Origin of the sequence: Streptomyces sp. NPDC020362 (assembly GCF_040642095.1) — a bacterium.
GTDB lineage: Bacteria > Actinomycetota > Actinomycetes > Streptomycetales > Streptomycetaceae > Streptomyces.
The window spans coordinates 16944-34418 of sequence record NZ_JBFAET010000097.1; the positions used below are offsets into that span (position 1 = coordinate 16944).

Consider the following 17475-nt stretch of genomic DNA (forward strand, 5'->3'; position numbering starts at 1 on the left):
CTTGCGTCGGGAGGGTCAGAGGAAGTAGAGGCGGTTGAGGGAGACGGAGTCGGCGGGCGCGGAGCTGAGCGGGTCGCCGTCGAGGGTGACGAGGCCGGTGCGCCGGTCGACGTCCACCGCGCCGACGCGGGTGTTCAGCCGCAGGTCGGCCGGGCCGATGCCGCGGGTGCCGCGCACGGCGACCCTGCGGCGGCGGGTGGGCATCGTGTCGTTGCCCTGGTCGACGGCCGCCCGGGCGACGAAGGCGACCGAGATGTCGGCGGGCGTGGCGCCGTACGCGCCGAACTGCGGGCCGAGGACGAGGGGTTCGCAGGTGTCGGTGGCCGCGTTGGGGTCGCCGACCACGCCGTAGGCCGGGAAGCCGGACTTGAGGACGAGCTGCGGCTTGGCGCCGAAGTACTCGGGTCGCCACAGCACGATGTCGGCGAGTTTGCCCACCTCGATCGAGCCGACCTCGTGCGCGAGGCCGTGGGCGATGGCCGGGTTGACGGTCAGCTTGGCCATGTAGCGCAGGACGCGCGCGTTGTCGTCGCCCGCGCCGTCGCCCTCCATCGGGCCCAGCTCGGCCTTCATCTTCCCGGCCATGGCGAAGGTGCGGCGGACCGTCTCGCCCGCGCGGCCCATGCCCTGGGCGTCGGAGGAGGTGATGCCGATCGCGCCCAGGTCGTGCAGCACGTCCTCGGCGCCCATCGTGCCGGCCCGGATGCGGTCGCGGGCCATGGCCGCGTCGCCGGGCAGGTCGGTCTTCAGGTCGTGGACGGAGACGATCATGCCGTAGTGCTCGGCGACCGCGTCCCGGCCGAAGGGCAGGGTGGGGTTGGTGGAGGAGCCGATGACGTTCGGGACGCCGGCCATCTTCAGGACGTTGGGCACGTGTCCGCCGCCGCAGCCCTCGATGTGGAAGGCGTGGATGGTGCGGCCTTCGAGGACGCGCAGGGTGTCCTCGACCGAGAGGCACTCGTTCAGCCCGTCGCTGTGCAGGGCGACCTGGACGTCGTGCTCCTCGGCGACCCTGAGGGCGGTGTCCAGGGCGCGGGTGTGGGCGCCCATGTCCTCGTGCACCTTGAAGCCGGAGGCGCCGCCCTCGGCGAGGGCCTCGACCAGGGGGGCGCTGTGCGAGGACGAACCCCGGCCCAGGAAGCCGATGTTGACCGGCCAGGCGTCGAAGGCGTTGAAGGCGTGGCGCAGCGCCCAGGGCGAGTTGACGCCGACGCCCCACACCGGGCCGAACTCCTGCCCGATGACCGTGGTCACGCCGGAGGCGAGGGAGGCCTCCATGATGCGCGGTGACAGCAGATGGACGTGCGTGTCGACGGCTCCGGCAGTGGCGATCAGGCCCTCGCCGGACACGATGGAGGTGCCCGTGCCGACGACGACGTCGACGCCGTCGAGGGTGTCGGGGTTGCCGGCGCGCCCGATGGCGCAGATGCGGCCTTCCCGGATGCCGATGGACACCTTCCTGATCCCCTGCACCGCGTCGATCACGACGACGTTGCTGATCACGACGTCGCAGGTGTCGCGGACGGCGGCGGCCTTGAGGTGCAGTCCGTCGCGGGCGGTCTTGCCGAAGCCGGCCAGGAACTCCTCGCCGGGCTTCTGGGCGTCCGACTCCACCCGGATCACCAGGCCGGAGTCGCCGAGCCGGACGCGGTCGCCGGCACGGGGGCCGTGCGTGGCCGCGTAGGCGTGCGGGTCGATGTGGATCGACTCGTCGATCTCGCGTCCCTTGGAGCGGCTCATCGTTCGCCTCCTTCCGGCGTCACTCCCAGATATCCGCAGGCTGCGGCCCTGCGCAGGGCTTCCGCCTTCGCTCCGGGCGCGTCCAGCGGCCCGTCGACCAGACCGGCGAAGCCGATCGCGATGCGGTCGCCGCCGATCGGGACCAGCCCGACCTCGGCGCCCTCGCCCGGTCCGAACCGGACCGAGGACCCTGCGGGCACGGCGAGCCGCATGCCGTAGGCCTGCTCCCGTACGAAGTCCAGGCGCGGGTTGGCCTCGAAGAAGTGGAAGTGGGAGGTGACCGAGACCGGCACGGTCGCGGTGTTGGTGACCGTGAGCCGGAGCACCGGTTCGGGGTCGGCGTGCGCGGGGCCCGGCAGCAGCGCGCCCGGAGCGCGCTCGCCCAGGCCGCCCCCGATGGGGTCCGAGACCACCGCGAGCCGGGAGCCGTCGTCGAAGACGGCCTCCACCATCACCTCGGTGACGACGTCGGCGACGCCCGGCAGAACGTCCTCGGGACCGAGGACCGACCGGGCCGCCTCGATGGCCTCCGCCAGCCGCCTGCCGTCCCGCGCCGCCTCGCAGACGGTGTCCGCGATCAGAGCGGTGGCCTCCGGCACGTTGAGCCTGAGGCCGCGCGCCCGGCGGGCCCGGGCCAGCTCGGCGGCTCCGAAGAGCAGCAGCCGGTCACGTTCCGTGGGGGTGAGTCTCACGACGCGGCACCTCCTTGCCTTCCACACTTTAGAGCATCACTCTAAACGCAGAATTCATGAAACAGAAGCATTGACCTGGGAACTGCCTTCACGCCACATTGAACGTCGCTCAAAACACGAGGGCGGCCGTCGAAGGAGACCAGCCATGCCTATAGAACAGCGCGGAGTCGACACCATCCCGGACGAGGAACGGACCAGCGGTCCACGGGACCTGGTCTCGATCCTGCTCGGGTCCAACCTCTGCCTCGGAGTGATCATCTTCGGCTGGCTGCCGCCCTCCTTCGGGCTCGGCTGGTGGGCGTCGGTGAGCGCGATCGTGGCGGGCACGGTGATCGGCACGCTGTTCACGGCCCCGCTGGCCCTGGTCTCCCTGCGCACCGCGACCAACCTCTCCACCTCCTCCGGCGCCCAGTTCGGCGTGCGCGGCAGGCTGGTCGGCTCGGTCGTCGGTCTGCTGCTGGCCCTCGGCTACACGGCGCTGACGGTGTGGATCGGCGGTGACGTGATGCTGAGCGTCCTCGGCCGGCTCTTCGGGCTGGACGCGGGCGGGATGTCGTACGCCGTCGTCTACGCGCTGCTCGCCGCGGCGACCGTGGCGGGCGCGGTCTACGGCTACCGGGTGCTGCTCGCCATGTCCCGGGTACTGGCGATCGGCATGACCGCCCTGCTGGTCATCGGGATCTTCGCCTACGCCCCGCACTTCACCACCGCGGCGCTGCCCGGGGCGGGGGGCTATCTGCTGGGCTCCTTCTGGCCGACCTGGTTCCTCGCGGCCGTGGCCGCGGGCCTGTCCGGTCCCATCGCCTTCATCACCCTGCTCGGCGACTACACCCGCTACATCTCCCCGGCCCGCCATTCCGGCCGCCGTGTCCTGCACGCCACCTGGCTCGGCCTGATCCTGGGCCTGCTGGTGCCCCAGCTGTTCGGCACCTTCACCGCGTACGCGGCCCGTGCGGCCACCGACTACGCCGGTCCCCTGGTGTCCGCCTCCCCCACCTGGTACCTGGTCCCGCTGCTGCTGTCCGCCTCCGCCGGCTCGGTCGGCAACGCGGGCCTGATGCTGTACTCGATGGGCCTGGACCTGGACGCGATCCTGCCGCGCGCCTCCCGCGCCCGCGCCACCTACACGGTCGCCGTCGTCGCCACCGTCTGCGTCTTCGTCGGCCACTACGCCTGGAACGCCCAGTCCGCGATGACGTCGTTCGTGCTGCTGCTCACCGCCATCGGCACCCCGTGGGCGGTCATCACCCTCATCGGCTTCGTCCGCTGTCGCGGGGTGTACGACGCCGACGCCCTCCAGGTCTTCAACCGCCGCTCGCGGGGCGGGATCTACTGGTACCGGGCCGGCTGGAACGTGCGGGCCACCGTCTCCTGGGCCGCCGGCGCCGCGGTCGGACTGCTGGCGGTCTCCCTGCCGTCGTACCAGGGCCCGCTGCTGCAGCTCACCGGCGGGGTGGACTGCAGCTTCCTGCTGTCGGGCGCGGTCGGCGGGCTGGTGCACCTGGTGCTGTCACCGGCCCGGGAACGCACAGGGGCCGCCGTGGAACTCGAGGACGAGTCCACGGCGGCCCTGAGCGCGTCCGGGAAGAGCTGAGCGGCAGCGCCCCGAAGGGGCGCGGGGCTGAGGTCGACATGCGGCTCCGCCGCGTGGGCGCGACCGGCCACCACGGACCCTCAGACGCCCGACGCCCCGTCGCGGCACCTTCGACCGCGCGGTCAACCGATCTTGTGCATCCAGCCGTGCTTGTCCTCGGCCGTGCCGCGCTGGATGTCGAGGAGGGCCTGGCGCAGGCGCAGGGTGACCTCGCCGGGCTCTCCTGCGGACTGCTTCCACTCGGCACTCGCGCGCTTGACCGTGCCGACCGGGGTGATCACGGCCGCGGTGCCGCAGGCGAAGACCTCGGTGAGGGTGCCGTTCTCGGAGTCGCGCTGCCACTGCTCGGCGGAGACGCGGCCCTCCTCGGACTCGTAGCCGAGGTCGCGGGCGACGGCCAGCAGGGAGTCACGGGTGACGCCCTCCAGGATCGAGCCGGTCAGCGTGGGCGTGATGATCTTGTTCCCGTACACGAAGTACAGGTTCATCCCGCCCAGCTCCTCGACCCACTGGTGCTCGACCGCGTCGAGGTAGCAGACCTGGTCGCAGCCCTTGGCGGCCGCCTCGGCCTGGGCGAGCAGCGAGGCGGCGTAGTTGCCGCCGGTCTTCGCGTCGCCCATGCCGCCGGGGACGGCACGGACGCGGTCCTCGGAGATCCAGATCGACACCGGCTTCACGCCGCCGGGGAAGTAGGCGCCGGCCGGGGAGGCGATGACGATGAAGAGGTACTCGTTGGCGGGCTTGACGCCGAGACCGACCTCGGTGGCGATCATGAACGGGCGCAGGTAGAGGGACTCCTCGCCGCCGTGCGCGGGCACCCAGCCCTCGTCCTGCTGGACCAGGGCGTCACAGGCCTCGACGAACGTCTCGACCGGCAGCTCCGGCATGGCCAGACGGCGGGCGGAACGCTGGAAACGCTTGGCGTTCTGGTCCGGGCGGAAGGTGGCGACCGAGCCGTCGGGCTGGCGGTAGGCCTTCAGGCCCTCGAAGATCTCCTGGGCGTAGTGCAGGACGTTGGTGGCCGGGTCGAGGGGGATCGGCGCGTACGGAACGAGCTGGCCGTCGTGCCAGCCGCGGCCCTCGGTCCACTTGATCGTCACCATGTGGTCGGTGAAGTGGCGGCCGAAACCGGGGCTGGCCAGGATCGCCTCGCGCTCCGCGGCGGCGAGCGGGTGGGCGGAGGGCTTGAGCTCGATCGTGGGCGTCGTCATGAGTAGGCGTCCTTCACTTCCTGATATAGAGCGGGGCAGCTCCGGTCTTCCGGCCGGGGGTCCGGGGGTTGTCCCCCCGGGAAATGCAGCACCGGTTGTGGTGTCGGGCCGCGCTCACTCCCGGACCGGCTCTCCAGCCGGTGCTAGGACGTCCGAGCTTTCCCTCATACCGCGGCTCCGCGTTCGATTATCGCGCGGGGCTGCGGACGGAAGGAATCGGGGTGAATGCGGCCCAGGGTTGATGGTGGCACCCGGCGACCGCATAGGAAAAGCCGCCGGGTGCGGATGCGACCCGGCGGCTTCGAAACGATGTCGAGTGACGCGGCAGGTCAGCCGGCTACTCGTACGGCGAGCGCGTCGCCGATCTGGGAGGTGCTGCGGGCCGGCTTGCCGACGCGTTCCGTGAGGTCGGCGGCGACGGCCGCGTCGATCCGGTCGGCCTCGGCGTCGTAGCCGAGGTGGCGCAGCAGCAGGGCGACGGACAGGACCGTGGCGCTCGGGTCGGCCTTGCCCTGGCCTGCGATGTCCGGGGCCGAGCCGTGGACCGGCTCGAACATGGACGGGAACTCGCGGCTCGGGTTGATGTTGCCGGAGGCGGCCACACCGATGCCGCCGGAGACGGCCGCGGCGAGGTCGGTGATGATGTCGCCGAAGAGGTTGTCGGTGACGATCACGTCGAACCGCTCGGGCTGGGTGACCAGGTAGATGGTGGCCGCGTCGACGTGGATGTAGTCGGTCTCGACCTCGGGGTACTCCGCGCCGACCTTGGTGAAGATGTTCGTCCACAGGTGACCGGCGAAGGTCAGCACGTTGTTCTTGTGGACCAGCGTGAGCTTCTTGCGCGGGCGGGCCTGGGCGCGCTCGAAGGCGTCGCGGACCACGCGCTCGACACCGAAGGCCGTGTTGACGGAGACCTCGGTGGCGACCTCGTGCTCGGTGCCCTTGCGGATGGTGCCGCCGTTGCCCGTGTAGGGGCCCTCGGTTCCCTCGCGGACGACGACGAAGTCGATCTCCGGCTGGCCTGCCAGCGGGGTCGCGACACCGGGGAGCAGCTTGGACGGACGCAGGTTGACGTGGTGGTCGAAGGCGAAGCGGAGCTTGAGCAGGAAGCCGCGCTCGAGGACGCCGGAGGGGACACTCGGGTCCCCGATCGCGCCGAGCAGGATGACGTCGTGCTGCTTGAGGGCGTCGAGGTCGGCGTCGGTGAGGGTCTCACCGGTGGCGTGGTAGCGCTTGGCGCCGAAGTCGTACTCCTTGGTCTCCAGCTTCACATCCTGCGGGAGGACGGCGGAGAGGACCTTGAGGCCTTCGGCCACGACTTCCTGCCCGATGCCGTCACCGGGGATCACTGCGAGATTGATGCTGCGAGACATGTCGGCACCCTACTCCTCGTCCCAGGGGATGACATGTCCTGTCCGTCATACGGACACCCGGACGGGTGGCCGGCGTCATCCCGTCGGCTCGCGTTCACCCGTACGCAGCACGGATGTTGAGACCCCGTGGAAACTTCCCCGGCATGGCTGCGTTTCCCGGGGAGGCACCCCCCGAACCCCCCGTACCCGACGTCGGCATCCCGCGCCCGCTCGCGGAGCGGATGAGCATGGCCGAGCAGTTCGAGTACCTGCGCACCCGGCTGGTCCGGCGCCGCACCCTGGTGACGGCGGGCGCGGTCGCGGGCGGCCTGCTCACCGGCTGCTCCGGCGGCTCCGGCGCGGCGGGACACCCGGCGCCGGCCGCCTCGCGGGTGTCCGGCTCGGTGGTCCGGCCCTTCGGCCGCCATCTGGCCTTCGGCGCCGACCCGAAGACGCAGATGCGCATCTCCTGGCAGGTGCCGTTCGCGGTCGAGCGGGCGTACGTGCGCGTCGGACTGCGGCCCGACGACCTCGGCCGGCGGGTCGACGCCGAGGTGCGCCCTCTGCACACGCCCGGGGTGCAGGGGGTGCGGCCGGCGGTCGAGCAGTACTACGTGCACGCGGCCCTGGACGGCCTCGTCCCCGGCACGACGTACTACTACGGCGTCGGCCACGACGGCTGGGACCCTGCCGCTCCCGCCCACCGCGCCGCCCTCGCCTCCTTCCGCACCGCGCCCACGAGCCCGGAGCGCTTCGTCTTCACGGCCTTCGGGGACCAGGGCGTGGGGCAGGCCGCGAACGCCAACGACCACCTCGTGCGGCGCCAGAACCCCGCCTTCCATCTGCACGCGGGCGACATCTGCTACGCAGACGTCAACGGCGCCGGACAGACCACGGACGGCTACGACCCCACCTTCTGGGACCGGTTCCTGGAGCAGAACGAGCCGGTCGCCCGCTCCGTGCCGTGGATGGTGACGACCGGCAACCACGACATGGAGGCCTGGTACTCGCCGGACGGCTACGGCGGCCAGCTGGCCCGCTTCTCCCTGCCGGACAACGGCTTCGACCCGCACCGGACACCGGGCGCCTACGCGTTCACCTACGGCAACACGGGCTTCGTGGCCCTGGACGCCAACGACGTGTCGTACGAGATCCCCGCCAACCTCGGGCACACCGGCGGCAGGCAGACCCGGTGGCTGGACGCGACGCTGGGCGGGCTGCGCGCGGCCAAGGGCGTGGACTTCGTGGTCGTCTACTTCCACCACTGCGCCTACTCCACCTCGCAGCACGCCTCGGACGGCGGGGTGCGGGCGGCGTGGCTGCCGCTGTTCGCCAAGCACCGGGTGGACCTGGTGATCAACGGACACAACCACGTCTACGAGCGCACGGACGCGATCAGGGACGGGGACGTCGGCCGGGCGGTGCCGGTCGGCGGCTCCACGGACCCCGCGCGGGACGGGATCGTCTACGTCACCGCGGGCGGCGGCGGCCGGGACCTGTACTCCTTCCCCTCGGGCGTCAGGGACAGCTACGAGGGGCACGTCACCCGGCACGACGCGGTGGAGACCTTCCACTGGGCCGAGGGAAAGGAGCGCGCACCGGAGACGGTTCAGTGGTCGCGGGTGCGCTACACCGGCTTCTCGCTCCTGTCGGTGGAGGCGCGGCCGGGCCCGTCCCCGAGGCTCACGGTGTCGGCGCTCGCCGGGGACGGGCGGCGGATCGACCACTTCGAGGTGCGGCGCGGGAGGTGAAGCCGCGCCGCACCTCACGGGTCCCCCCACTCGGGCGAAGCCGAGAGTGGGGAGGGTGCGGCTCCCGGATCAGTGGCGGCTCAGTGGCCGGTCTCACCGCCGTTGTCGCGGCGGTCGAGGGCGCGCTGGAGGGCGGCGGCGGCGTTCTTGCGGTCGGACTCGCTCGTGCGGGACACGTGGCGGACTCGGCGGCGGATGGTCGTCTCGGCCATGGTGAATCGACTCCTTCGGCAAACCTGGAGCGCGGAGAGAAGGGTTACGACGAGACGCCGGAAGGGGCGGAAAGCGTTGGCCGCAGGGGTTGCCTGCTGTGGGGCCCGCTCACGACCGCCATTCGCTGGATCGAGCGAGACGTTCGGCTCCTACAAAAGTAAGGGAGCCGGCCGAGCCTGTCTGCACAATTACTCGGACTTCCTACTATCTGAGACGGTGGATCAGCTCACACAGCCACGACCTGCGACTTCGCAGTACGGAGGTGGAGTGATCACCGCTCGTGGATGAGCGGATGCGCCCTCAGGCGACATCTCCGTCACGCCAGTCGAGGACGAGCGCATGGGCCGGGTCCAGAGGTCCGGCGAGCGCGGGCCTGACGTGGACACCCCCCTCCTCCTCGGGCAGGCGGACGATCCCGTCCGGCGAGAGGGCGCACACCTGCCCGCTCCACTGCCGCCAGCCGCGGGCCGTGTAGAGCGGGGCGCCGTCCTCGCTCGCGGAGAGCGCACCGAGGTCGTAGGCCCGGTCGACGATCCGCTCCAGGGCCGCCATCACCCGCCCGCCGAGCCCGGTCCGGCGGGCGTCGGCGCGTACGGCGACGGCTTCCACGTATCCGGTGCGCAGCCAGCGCCCCCGGTGCCGTATCCGGCGCATCACGACCGAGCCGTGCGCGGCGAGACCGGCGCCGTCGTGGACGAGGACGTGCATGCCGCCGAGGCCGTGCTCCCAGTCCTCGTCGCCGAAGTCCCCCTCGAACGCCTCGTCCAGGAGGGCGCGGGCGGCGCGGAGGTCTGCGGGGTCGAGGTCGGCCGTGTGGGCGGTGTGCAGGCGGAGGGTCATGGACCAAGCATCTCACCTAACCACTAAAACTCACTTGACTGGTTATAGATGTGCGTGATGCACTGCCGCCATGCCGACTCACCAGGTACACCAGGTCCACCACCGCACCGTCACCGTCCGCGGCCTCGACGTGTACTACCGCGAGGCAGGCCCCGCGAACGCCCCGGTCCTGCTGCTTCTGCACGGCTTCCCGAGCAGCTCGCACATGTTCCGCGAGCTGATCCCGCTGCTCGCCGACCGCTACCGGGTGATCGCCCCCGACCACATCGGCTTCGGCCGGTCGGCGGCGCCGGCGGCCACGGAGTTCCCGTACGGCTTCGACGAACTGGCCGCTGTCACCGGGGAGTTCACCGAGCAGCTGGGGCTGAAGGAGTTCGCCCTGTACATCCAGGACTACGGCGCCCCGATCGGCCTGCGCCTGGCCCTCGCCCACCCCGACCGGGTGACGGCGATCGTCACGCAGAACGGCAACGCGTACGAGGAGGGGCTGGGCGAGCAGGCCTGGGCGCCGGTGCTCGCACTGATCGCCGGGCGGACGCCCGAGACCGAGGGGCCGGTCCGGGAGATCAGCAGCCCGGACGGGATCAAGTGGCAGTACCTGCACGGGGTTTTGGACCCGTCACTGGTCAGCCCGGACGCGTACGAGCACGACGCGGCGCTGATGGCCCGGCCCGGCCAGCCGGAGATCCAGCTCGACCTGATCTCCGACTACGGCTCCAACTTCGCCCTCTACCCGGCCTTCCACGCGTACTTCCGCAGCAGCCAGGTGCCGCTGCTCGCGGTCTGGGGCGCGCACGACGAGATCTTCGTGCCCGCCGGCGCGCTCGCCTTCCAGCGGGACCTGCCGGGAGCCGAGGTGCACCTCCTCCCCGCCGGGCACTTCGCCCTGGAGACGCACGCGGACCAGATCGCCGCGCTCATGCGGGACTTTCTCGACCGGCGCCTGCCCTCCCCCACTCTCGGCTTCGCTCGAGCGGGGGAACCACCGGCCTGAGCGCCGTTCGGGGTGGTCGGGGGCGCCGTCCGCCGTCACCGCCCGGGGACCCGGTGCGGCCGGCGGGGGGTTGGAAACGGGCCGGGAAGCCTGTTCGGGTGGCAGGCTTCCCGGCCCGTTGCTCGGGGGAAGGGCCGATCAGCCCATGTGCGGGTACGCGTAGTCGGTCGGCGGGACCAGCGTCTCCTTGATGGCGCGGGTCAGGGTCCAGCGCAGCAGGTTCTGCGGGGCGCCGGCCTTGTCGTTGGTGCCGGAGGCGCGGCCGCCGCCGAAGGGCTGCTGGCCGACGACGGCGCCGGTCGACTTGTCGTTGATGTAGAAGTTGCCCGCCGCGTAGCGGAGCTTCTCCATCGTGTACGCCGCCGCGGCGCGGTCGTTGGAGATGACCGCGCCGGTCAGGGCGTAGTCGGAGACCGACTCCATCTGCTCCAGCATCTCGTCGTACTTGTCGTCCTCGTAGACGTGGATGCCGAGGACGGGGCCGAAGTACTCCGTCCGGAAGATCTCGTTCTCCGGGTCGGTGGACTCGATGACGGTCGGGCGGACGAAGTAGCCGACCGAGTCGTCGTAGGTGCCGCCCGCGACGATCGTGCAGGTCGGGTCCTCCTTGGCGCGGTCGATGGCGGCCTTGTTCTTGGCGAAGGCACGGTCGTCGATCACGGCACCGATGAAGTTCGACAGGTCGGTGACGTCACCCATGGTCAGGTAGTCGACCTCGGCCGCGAACTCCTCCTTGAAGCCCGAGTTCCAGATGGAGGCCGGAATGTAGGCGCGGGAGGTGGCCGAGCACTTCTGGCCCTGGTACTCGAAGGCACCACGGGTCAGGGCGGTCTTCAGGACGGCGCGGTCGGCGCTCGGGTGGGCGACCAGGAAGTCCTTGCCGCCGGTCTCGCCGACCAGACGCGGGTAGGCGCGGTACTTCTCGATGTTGCTGCCGACCGTCTTCCACAGGTACTGGAAGGTCCTGGTCGAGCCGGTGAAGTGGATGCCCGCGAGGTCCCGGTGCTCCAGGGCGACCTTGGAGACCTCGATGCCGTCACCGGTGACGAGGTTGATGACGCCCTTGGGCAGGCCCGCCTCCTCCAGCAGCTGCATGAGCAGGACGGCCGCGTGGGTCTGGGTCGGGGACGGCTTCCAGACCACCACGTTGCCCATCAGCGCGGGCGCGGTGGGCAGGTTGGCCGCGATCGCCGAGAAGTTGAACGGCGTGATCGCGTAGACGAAGCCCTCCAGCGGGCGGTGGTCCAGACGGTTCCAGACGCCCGGGGAGTTCGCCGGGGGCTGCTCGGCGAGGATCTGGCGGGCGTAGTGGACGTTGAACCGCCAGAAGTCGACCAGCTCGCAGGGGCTGTCGATCTCGGCCTGCTGGGCGGTCTTGGACTGGCCGAGCATGGTGGAGGCGGCGATGGTCTCGCGCCAGGGGCCGGCCAGCAGCTCGGCGGCGCGCAGGATGATCGCGGCGCGGTCGTCGAAGGACATCGCGCGCCAGGCCGGCGCGGCGGCCAGGGCCGCGTCGACGGCGTCCTGGGCGTCCTGCTGGGTGGCGTTGCGCAGGGTGCCGATGACGGCCTTGTGGTTGTGCGGCTGGACCACCTGGAAGGCCTCGCCGCCGCCCATCCGCTTCTCGCCGCCGATGGTCATCGGCAGGTCGATCGGGTTCTCGGCCAGCTCCTTGAGCTTGGCCTCCAGGCGGGCGCGCTCGGGCGAGCCGGGGGCGTAGCCGTGCACCGGCTCGTTGACGGGGGTGGGGACCTGGGTCACAGCGTCCATGAGATCCTTGACTCCTTGTACGTGAGCGGGTGTTCGGGCTCAGCCCTTGCTGACCATGCTGCGCAGGAAGAAGCGCAGGTTCGCCGGCTTCTCCGCCAGGCGGCGCATGAAGTAGCCGTACCAGTCGGTGCCGTAGGCGGTGTAGACGCGCATGCGATGACCCTCCGCGGCCAGCCGCAGGTGCTCCTCGCCGCGGATGCCGTAGAGCATCTGGAACTCGTACTCGTCCAGTTTGCGCCCGGCCTGGTGGGCCAGCTCCTGGGCGATCGATATCAGTCGCGGGTCGTGGGACCCGATCATCGGGTAGCCCTCGCCCTCCATCAGCGTCCTGAGGATGCGCACGTAGGCCTTGTCGATCTCGTGCTTCTGCTGGTAGGCGACCTCGGCGGGCTCCTTGTAGGCGCCCTTCACCAGGCGCACGCGGCTGCCGGCGGCGGCGAGACGGCGGGCGTCGGCCTCGGTACGGAAGAGGTAGGCCTGGATGACGCAGCCGGTCTGCGGGAAGTCCTTCCGCAGCTCCTCGTGGATGGCGAACATCGAGTCCAGGGTGGTGTGGTCCTCGGCGTCCAGCGTGACGGTCGTACCGATGGCGGCGGCGGCCTCGACGACGGGCCGGACGTTGGCGAGCGCCAGCTCGTGTCCGCCCTCCAGGGCCTGGCCGAACATGGACAGCTTGACCGACATCTCGACCTTCCCGCCGAGCTCCAGCTCGCGCAGCCGGTCGATCAGCTGGAGGTAGGCGTCCCGGGCGGCAAAGGACTGCTCCGGGGTGGTGATGTCCTCGCCGACGACGTCCATCGTCAGCTCCAGGCCCCGGTGCGTCAGGTCCTTGATGATCGGGACGATGTCGGCAACCGTCTCACCCGGGATGAAGCGGTCGACGACCTGCTTGGTCACCGAGGCCGCCGAGATAAGGCGTCGCATCCGGTCGCTGCGCGACGCGGCGAGAATCACGGGACCCAGCACGGGGCACCTCCACAGCAAAAGCACCAAAAGACGGCCGAGAGCCCACTATTCGGGTACGGCACGGGGAACCACCGTGAAACCTAAGGATCTCTCCGATCGTCGGCCATCGACAGCTGTCACGCATCCGTGCCCCGGATCTCAGACATATGTATGAAGGCATCACGGAAATGCGGGAGAATGCCCGGATGGCGGCCGATGCCGCGTCCCTGCGGAGGGCGGCCCCCGGACCCTCGGCCGGAAAACCCGGTCGACCCCGCAGAGCGGCGCGGAGATGTCGAGGAGAGCGTGATCAACAGCGATTCCCACCGCGGTGACTACCAGGAGCTGGTGGACGAGATCTCGGAGCTGCTGGGCGCGCCGGCGACCCTGGAGAACCGGGACTTCGAGCTGATCGCCTTCGGCGCGTACGACAGCGAGGGCGATCTGGATCCCACGGCGCTGGACCCGGTCCGCACCCGTTCGATCCTGACCCGGCGCTCCACGGCGGCGGTGCGGACCTGGTTCGAGGGCTTCGGCATCACCCGCGCCACGGGGCCGGTGCGGATCCCGCCGACGCCCGAGGCCGGTGTCTACCGCGGCCGCATCTGTCTGCCGGTACGCCATCGGGGTGTCGTCCTCGGCTATGTCTGGCTGCTGGACGACGACCCGGGTCCGACGGACGCGCAGCTGGGCGCCGCCATGGGGGTGACGGGCCGGATCGGCGCACTGCTCGCCGACGAGGCGCAGGCGGGGGCCGGTCTGAGCCGGGAGCTGCGCGCGGTGCTGACCGCGGAACGCGGCTGGCAGCGGGACATGGCGGTGGTGGAACTGCGCACCGCCCTCGGCCCCCGCGCGGACGGCCCCCACACGGTGGTCTGTGTCGCCCCCTGGCCCTCCGCGGACCCGGAGGAGGCCCCGTCCCCGCGTACGGTGCCGCACGCCACGGCCCTGTGCACGGTGCCGTGGGGGACGACCGGTCAGAGCCTCGCGATCCTGGTGCGGCTGCGCTCCACGGATGTGGCCACACCCGCGCTCACGGCGGCCTCGCGGCTGCTGAAGGAGGCGCAGGGGACGCGGAGGCGCCCGGCCGGGGCCGCCGCCGGTGTCGGCGAGCCCCGCACCGGCCTCGTCGAGCTGGGCACCGTCTGGCAGGAGGCCTCCGCCGCCGCGCGGGCCGCACTGGCCGAGCCACGGCTCGGGCCCGTCGCCGAGTGGGGGCGCATCGGGCCGTACCGGCTGCTGACCGCACTGCCCGCGGAGTCCGTCCACGACCCCGTGGTCGGCCCGCTCCTCTCCCCCGCCCACCAGGAGCTGGCCCGCACCGCCGAGGTGTACCTGGACCGCGCGGGCCAGGCCGGCCGCGCCGCAGCCGAGCTGGGCATCCACCGCCAGACCCTCTACTACCGGCTGTCCCGCGTGGAACAGCTGACGGGCCTGGACCTCGACGACGGCGAGGACCGGCTCCTGCTGCACATGGCACTGAAGGGGGCTCGGCTGTGACCGTGCCCCGGACCCGCGCTACGCGACGTGCGCCGTGCGGGCCGCGGCGGGGCTGCTGCTGCGGAGCCACAGGGACACCGTCGCGGAGGAGTCGCTGAGGAGCGCCGTCGGCACGGCGGCCGACAAGCAGCTCACCGCGTCGCTGCGCGTTGGACGGGCGCGCTGCGCGGCGCCCGGCCGAGCAGGTCCCCCACGGTCGCGATGCCCTGCGCGATGGCCCGCTCGGGGACATCACCGAAGCCCAGGACCAGTTGGGGCGGGTCGGACCGGTGGGAAGTGCGGCAGGCGCACATGCCGTACAGGCCGACCCGCCGGGCCCGGGCCGCGTCGATCACCGTCCGTTCCTCGGTCCCGGCCGGCAGGTGTGCCACCGCGTGGAAGCCGGCGGCCAGGCCCGTCAGCCGTACCTGCGGGGCGTGCTCGGCGAGGGCCGCGACCAGGGTCGCGCGGCGCGCCGCGTAGGTGACGCGCATACGGCGCAGATGCCGGTCGTAGCGGCCGGACTCGATCAGCAGGGCGAGGGTCAGCTGGTCGAGGGTGGGCGTGCCGCGGTCGGCGATCCGCTTCAGCTCGGCGAGCGGCGCGAGCAGCGCGGGCGGGCACAGCAGCCAGCCGATGCGCAGGGCAGGGGCCAGGGACTTGCTGACCGTGCCGATCGAGACGACGCGGTCGGCGGCGAGGCCCTGGAGCGCGCCGACCGGCTCCTTGTCGTAGCGGAACTCGGCGTCGTAGTCGTCCTCGATGACGTAGGCGTCGCGCCGCCGCGCCCAGGCGAGCAGCGCCTGCCGGCGTTCCGGCGCGAGGACGACACCGGTCGGCCACTGGTGGGCGGGGGTGACGATCACCGCCCGGGCGCCGGTCGCGTCCAGGGCTGCCACATCGATGCCGTGCTCGTCGACCGGGACCGGGAGCGGGGTGAGGCCCGCCGCCCGGACGGACGCGGTCGTGGATGCGGGGTTGCCGGGTTCCTCGTGGGCGACCGTGCGGACACCTGCGGCGGCCAGTGCCTGCAGGGTGAGGCCGAGGCCCTGGGCGAAGCCGGAACAGATGAGGGTGCGGCCGGGGTCGGCCACGGCCGCGCGGACCCGGCCGAGATAGCCCGCGACGACCGTGCGCAGGGTCGAGCTGCCGCGTGGGTCGCCGTAGCCGAGGGCGGCCGTCGGCATGGTGCGGACGGCCTCCCGGGTGGCCCACAGCCAGTCGGCGCGCGGGAAGGACGCCAGGTCGGGGACTCCGTGGCGGAAGTCGGCGATCAGTCGCGCGCCTTCGGTGTCCGGCTGCGCGGCGGGCGGGACGGGGGCCTGGGCGCAGGGGGCCACGCGGGTGGCCGAGCCGACGCGGGTGACGAGGTAGCCCTCGGCCTGCAACTGGGCGTAACAGTCCTGGACCAGACCTCGGGACAGGCCCAGGCCGCGGGCGAGTTCCCGGGAGGAGGGCAGCCGTTCGTCCTCCTGCAGCCGTCCGGTCCGGATGGCGTCCCGCAGCTGCCCTTCCAGCTGGGTACGCAGCTGTACGCCGCTGCTCCGGTCGACGGACAGCAGCAACTCCGGGGACCGACCGGCCCACTGCACTGGCATGGAATTGGAGCTTACCGGCGATCCGGTCGCCCCCTAGCGTCGGCGCCATGACGACCCAAGCCAACTCCTCTGCCGCCACGGCGACTTCGGGCGCCCGGCCCCCCTTGCTGTCCCGTGCGCTGCTGCTGCGGTTCGTGAGCATGACCGGTGCCTCGGTGAGCTTCTTCCTGCTGCTGTCGGCGGTGCCCGCGCATGTGGGCCGGGGTGCGGCGGGCCTCGCCACCGGCGCGCTGATGCTGACCACGGTGCTGGGCGAGCTGGCCGGCCCGCGGATCGTCGGCCGGTACGGCACCAAGGGTCCGCTGATGGCCGGGCTGTTCCTGCTCGGGGCGCCCGCGCCGGCGCTGCCGCTGTCCGACGGCCCGGCCTGGACCGTGCTGGTGTGCCTGGTCCGCGGACTGGGGTTCGCCGTCACGCTGGTCGCGGGCGGCGCCCTGACCGCGGCACTGATCCCGGCCGAGCGCAGGGGCGAGGGGCTGGCCCTCGTCGGGGTGGTCGGGGGCGTGTCGTCGCTGGTCGCCCTGCCGCTGGGCGTGTGGCTGACGGGGAACGCCGGGTACGGACCGGCCACCGCGGCCGCGGGCGTGGTGGCCCTCGCGGCGATCCCGTCGGTGCCGGCGCTGCGGGAGGGCGCACGGGGCGGACGCGGAACACCGGGCCCGCGGTCCACGGACTCCGGGCCGAAGGCCCTCGGCATGGTGGCGGCCGTCCGCAGTGCGGGGCAGCGGCGTCCGGCGGTGGTGTTCGCCACGACGGCACTCGCCGCCGGGATCCTGGTGACGTTCCTGCCGCTGGCCGTGCCGCGCGGCTCGGCGGGCGTGGCGACGGCGGCACTGCTGGCGCAGAACGCCGCCTCGACCGCGGCCCGCTGGGTGGCGGGGCGGTACGGCGACCGGCACGGCTCCGGGCGGCTGGTGGCCCCGGGCCTCGTGCTGTCGGCCGCAGGGGTGCTGGCCGTGGCGGCGACCTCCCGTCCGGTGGCCGTGCTCGTGGGTGCGCTGGTCTTCGGAACCGGCTTCGGCGTCGCGCAGAACGCCACCCTCGCGCTCATGTACAGCCGGGTCTCCCGAGCCTCGTACGGGACCGTCTCCGCCCTGTGGAACCTCGCCTACGACGGGGGCATGGGCGTGGGCGCCGCGGGCTTCGGCCTGCTTGCGGGGCGCACCGGGTACGGGTGGGCGTTCGTGCTGACGGCGGTGTTGATGACGGGTGCGCTGGGCCCGGCGGTGCGGAGTTCAGGACGGTCTGGCAGGAGTACATGACGGTCATGGGCAACCTGGCCGCCGACCTCATGCG

The 17475-nt window shown here is 72.0% G+C and carries 14 protein-coding genes; 5 read left to right on the plus strand and 9 right to left on the minus strand.

From position 1 onward, the window contains the following. Nucleotides 1–15 precede the first annotated feature (15 nt). The gene (locus tag AB0H32_RS28625; RefSeq protein ID WP_361125960.1) at nucleotides 16–1740 is read right to left on the minus strand and encodes an urease subunit alpha; all 1725 of its coding nucleotides are present in this window, start codon (nucleotides 1738–1740) and stop codon (nucleotides 16–18) included. Further along, nucleotides 1737–2432: an urease subunit gamma gene (gene ureA / locus AB0H32_RS28630; protein ID WP_361125963.1), complete on the minus strand. Its 696-nt coding sequence runs from the start codon at nucleotides 2430–2432 to the stop codon at nucleotides 1737–1739. Before ureA ends, AB0H32_RS28625 begins: the two co-directional genes overlap by 4 nt. A 145-nt stretch (nucleotides 2433–2577) precedes the next feature. Between ureA and AB0H32_RS28635 the strand changes: the two genes are divergently transcribed. Next, nucleotides 2578–4026 carry a cytosine permease gene (locus AB0H32_RS28635; protein ID WP_361125966.1) on the plus strand — a complete coding sequence of 483 codons (1449 nt, stop codon included), beginning with the start codon at nucleotides 2578–2580 and terminating at the stop codon, nucleotides 4024–4026. A gap of 122 nt (nucleotides 4027–4148) precedes the next feature. Here the strand turns inward: AB0H32_RS28635 and AB0H32_RS28640 are convergent, their stop codons facing one another. Beyond that, nucleotides 4149–5237 (minus strand): branched-chain amino acid aminotransferase, encoded by a 1089-nt coding sequence (locus tag AB0H32_RS28640; protein WP_361125969.1) that lies wholly within the window; start codon nucleotides 5235–5237, stop codon nucleotides 4149–4151. Nucleotides 5238–5566: 329 nt separating this feature from the next. Continuing rightward, a complete protein-coding gene (locus AB0H32_RS28645) occupies nucleotides 5567–6610 on the minus strand; it encodes a 3-isopropylmalate dehydrogenase (protein ID WP_361125972.1) in 1044 nt (347 codons plus the stop codon). Nucleotides 6611–6753: 143 nt separating this feature from the next. Here AB0H32_RS28645 and AB0H32_RS28650 point away from each other — a divergent pair, with 143 nt between their 5' ends. After that, nucleotides 6754–8340: a metallophosphoesterase family protein gene (locus AB0H32_RS28650; protein ID WP_361125975.1), complete on the plus strand. Its 1587-nt coding sequence runs from the start codon at nucleotides 6754–6756 to the stop codon at nucleotides 8338–8340. Between the two features lie 80 nt (nucleotides 8341–8420). Here AB0H32_RS28650 and AB0H32_RS28655 read toward each other — a convergent pair whose 3' ends face one another. Then, entirely contained in the window at nucleotides 8421–8552 is a 132-nt protein-coding gene (locus AB0H32_RS28655) for a hypothetical protein (protein ID WP_359061336.1), read from the minus strand. Between the two features lie 301 nt (nucleotides 8553–8853). Continuing rightward, nucleotides 8854–9393 carry a GNAT family N-acetyltransferase gene (locus AB0H32_RS28660; protein ID WP_361125978.1) on the minus strand — a complete coding sequence of 180 codons (540 nt, stop codon included), beginning with the start codon at nucleotides 9391–9393 and terminating at the stop codon, nucleotides 8854–8856. Nucleotides 9394–9463: 70 nt separating this feature from the next. Between AB0H32_RS28660 and AB0H32_RS28665 the strand changes: the two genes are divergently transcribed. After that, a complete protein-coding gene (locus tag AB0H32_RS28665; RefSeq protein ID WP_361125981.1) occupies nucleotides 9464–10387 on the plus strand; it encodes an alpha/beta hydrolase in 924 nt (307 codons plus the stop codon). Nucleotides 10388–10525: 138 nt separating this feature from the next. Here the strand turns inward: AB0H32_RS28665 and pruA are convergent, their stop codons facing one another. Further along, a complete protein-coding gene (gene pruA, locus AB0H32_RS28670) occupies nucleotides 10526–12157 on the minus strand; it encodes an L-glutamate gamma-semialdehyde dehydrogenase (protein ID WP_361125984.1) in 1632 nt (543 codons plus the stop codon). 39 nt (nucleotides 12158–12196) lie between these two features. Beyond that, nucleotides 12197–13123, minus strand: coding sequence for a proline dehydrogenase family protein (locus AB0H32_RS28675; protein ID WP_361125987.1), 927 nt, complete (start codon nucleotides 13121–13123; stop codon nucleotides 12197–12199). Nucleotides 13124–13408: 285 nt separating this feature from the next. Here AB0H32_RS28675 and AB0H32_RS28680 point away from each other — a divergent pair, with 285 nt between their 5' ends. Beyond that, a complete protein-coding gene (locus tag AB0H32_RS28680) occupies nucleotides 13409–14602 on the plus strand; it encodes a helix-turn-helix domain-containing protein (protein WP_361125990.1) in 1194 nt (397 codons plus the stop codon). A gap of 131 nt (nucleotides 14603–14733) precedes the next feature. Here the strand turns inward: AB0H32_RS28680 and AB0H32_RS28685 are convergent, their stop codons facing one another. Further along, nucleotides 14734–16179 carry a PLP-dependent aminotransferase family protein gene (locus AB0H32_RS28685; protein ID WP_361125993.1) on the minus strand — a complete coding sequence of 482 codons (1446 nt, stop codon included), beginning with the start codon at nucleotides 16177–16179 and terminating at the stop codon, nucleotides 14734–14736. Between the two features lie 47 nt (nucleotides 16180–16226). On the opposite strand from AB0H32_RS28685, the gene AB0H32_RS28690 reads away from it, so the two are divergent. Then, nucleotides 16227–17441 (plus strand): MFS transporter, encoded by a 1215-nt coding sequence (locus AB0H32_RS28690; protein ID WP_361125996.1) that lies wholly within the window; start codon nucleotides 16227–16229, stop codon nucleotides 17439–17441. Nucleotides 17442–17475 lie beyond the last annotated feature (34 nt).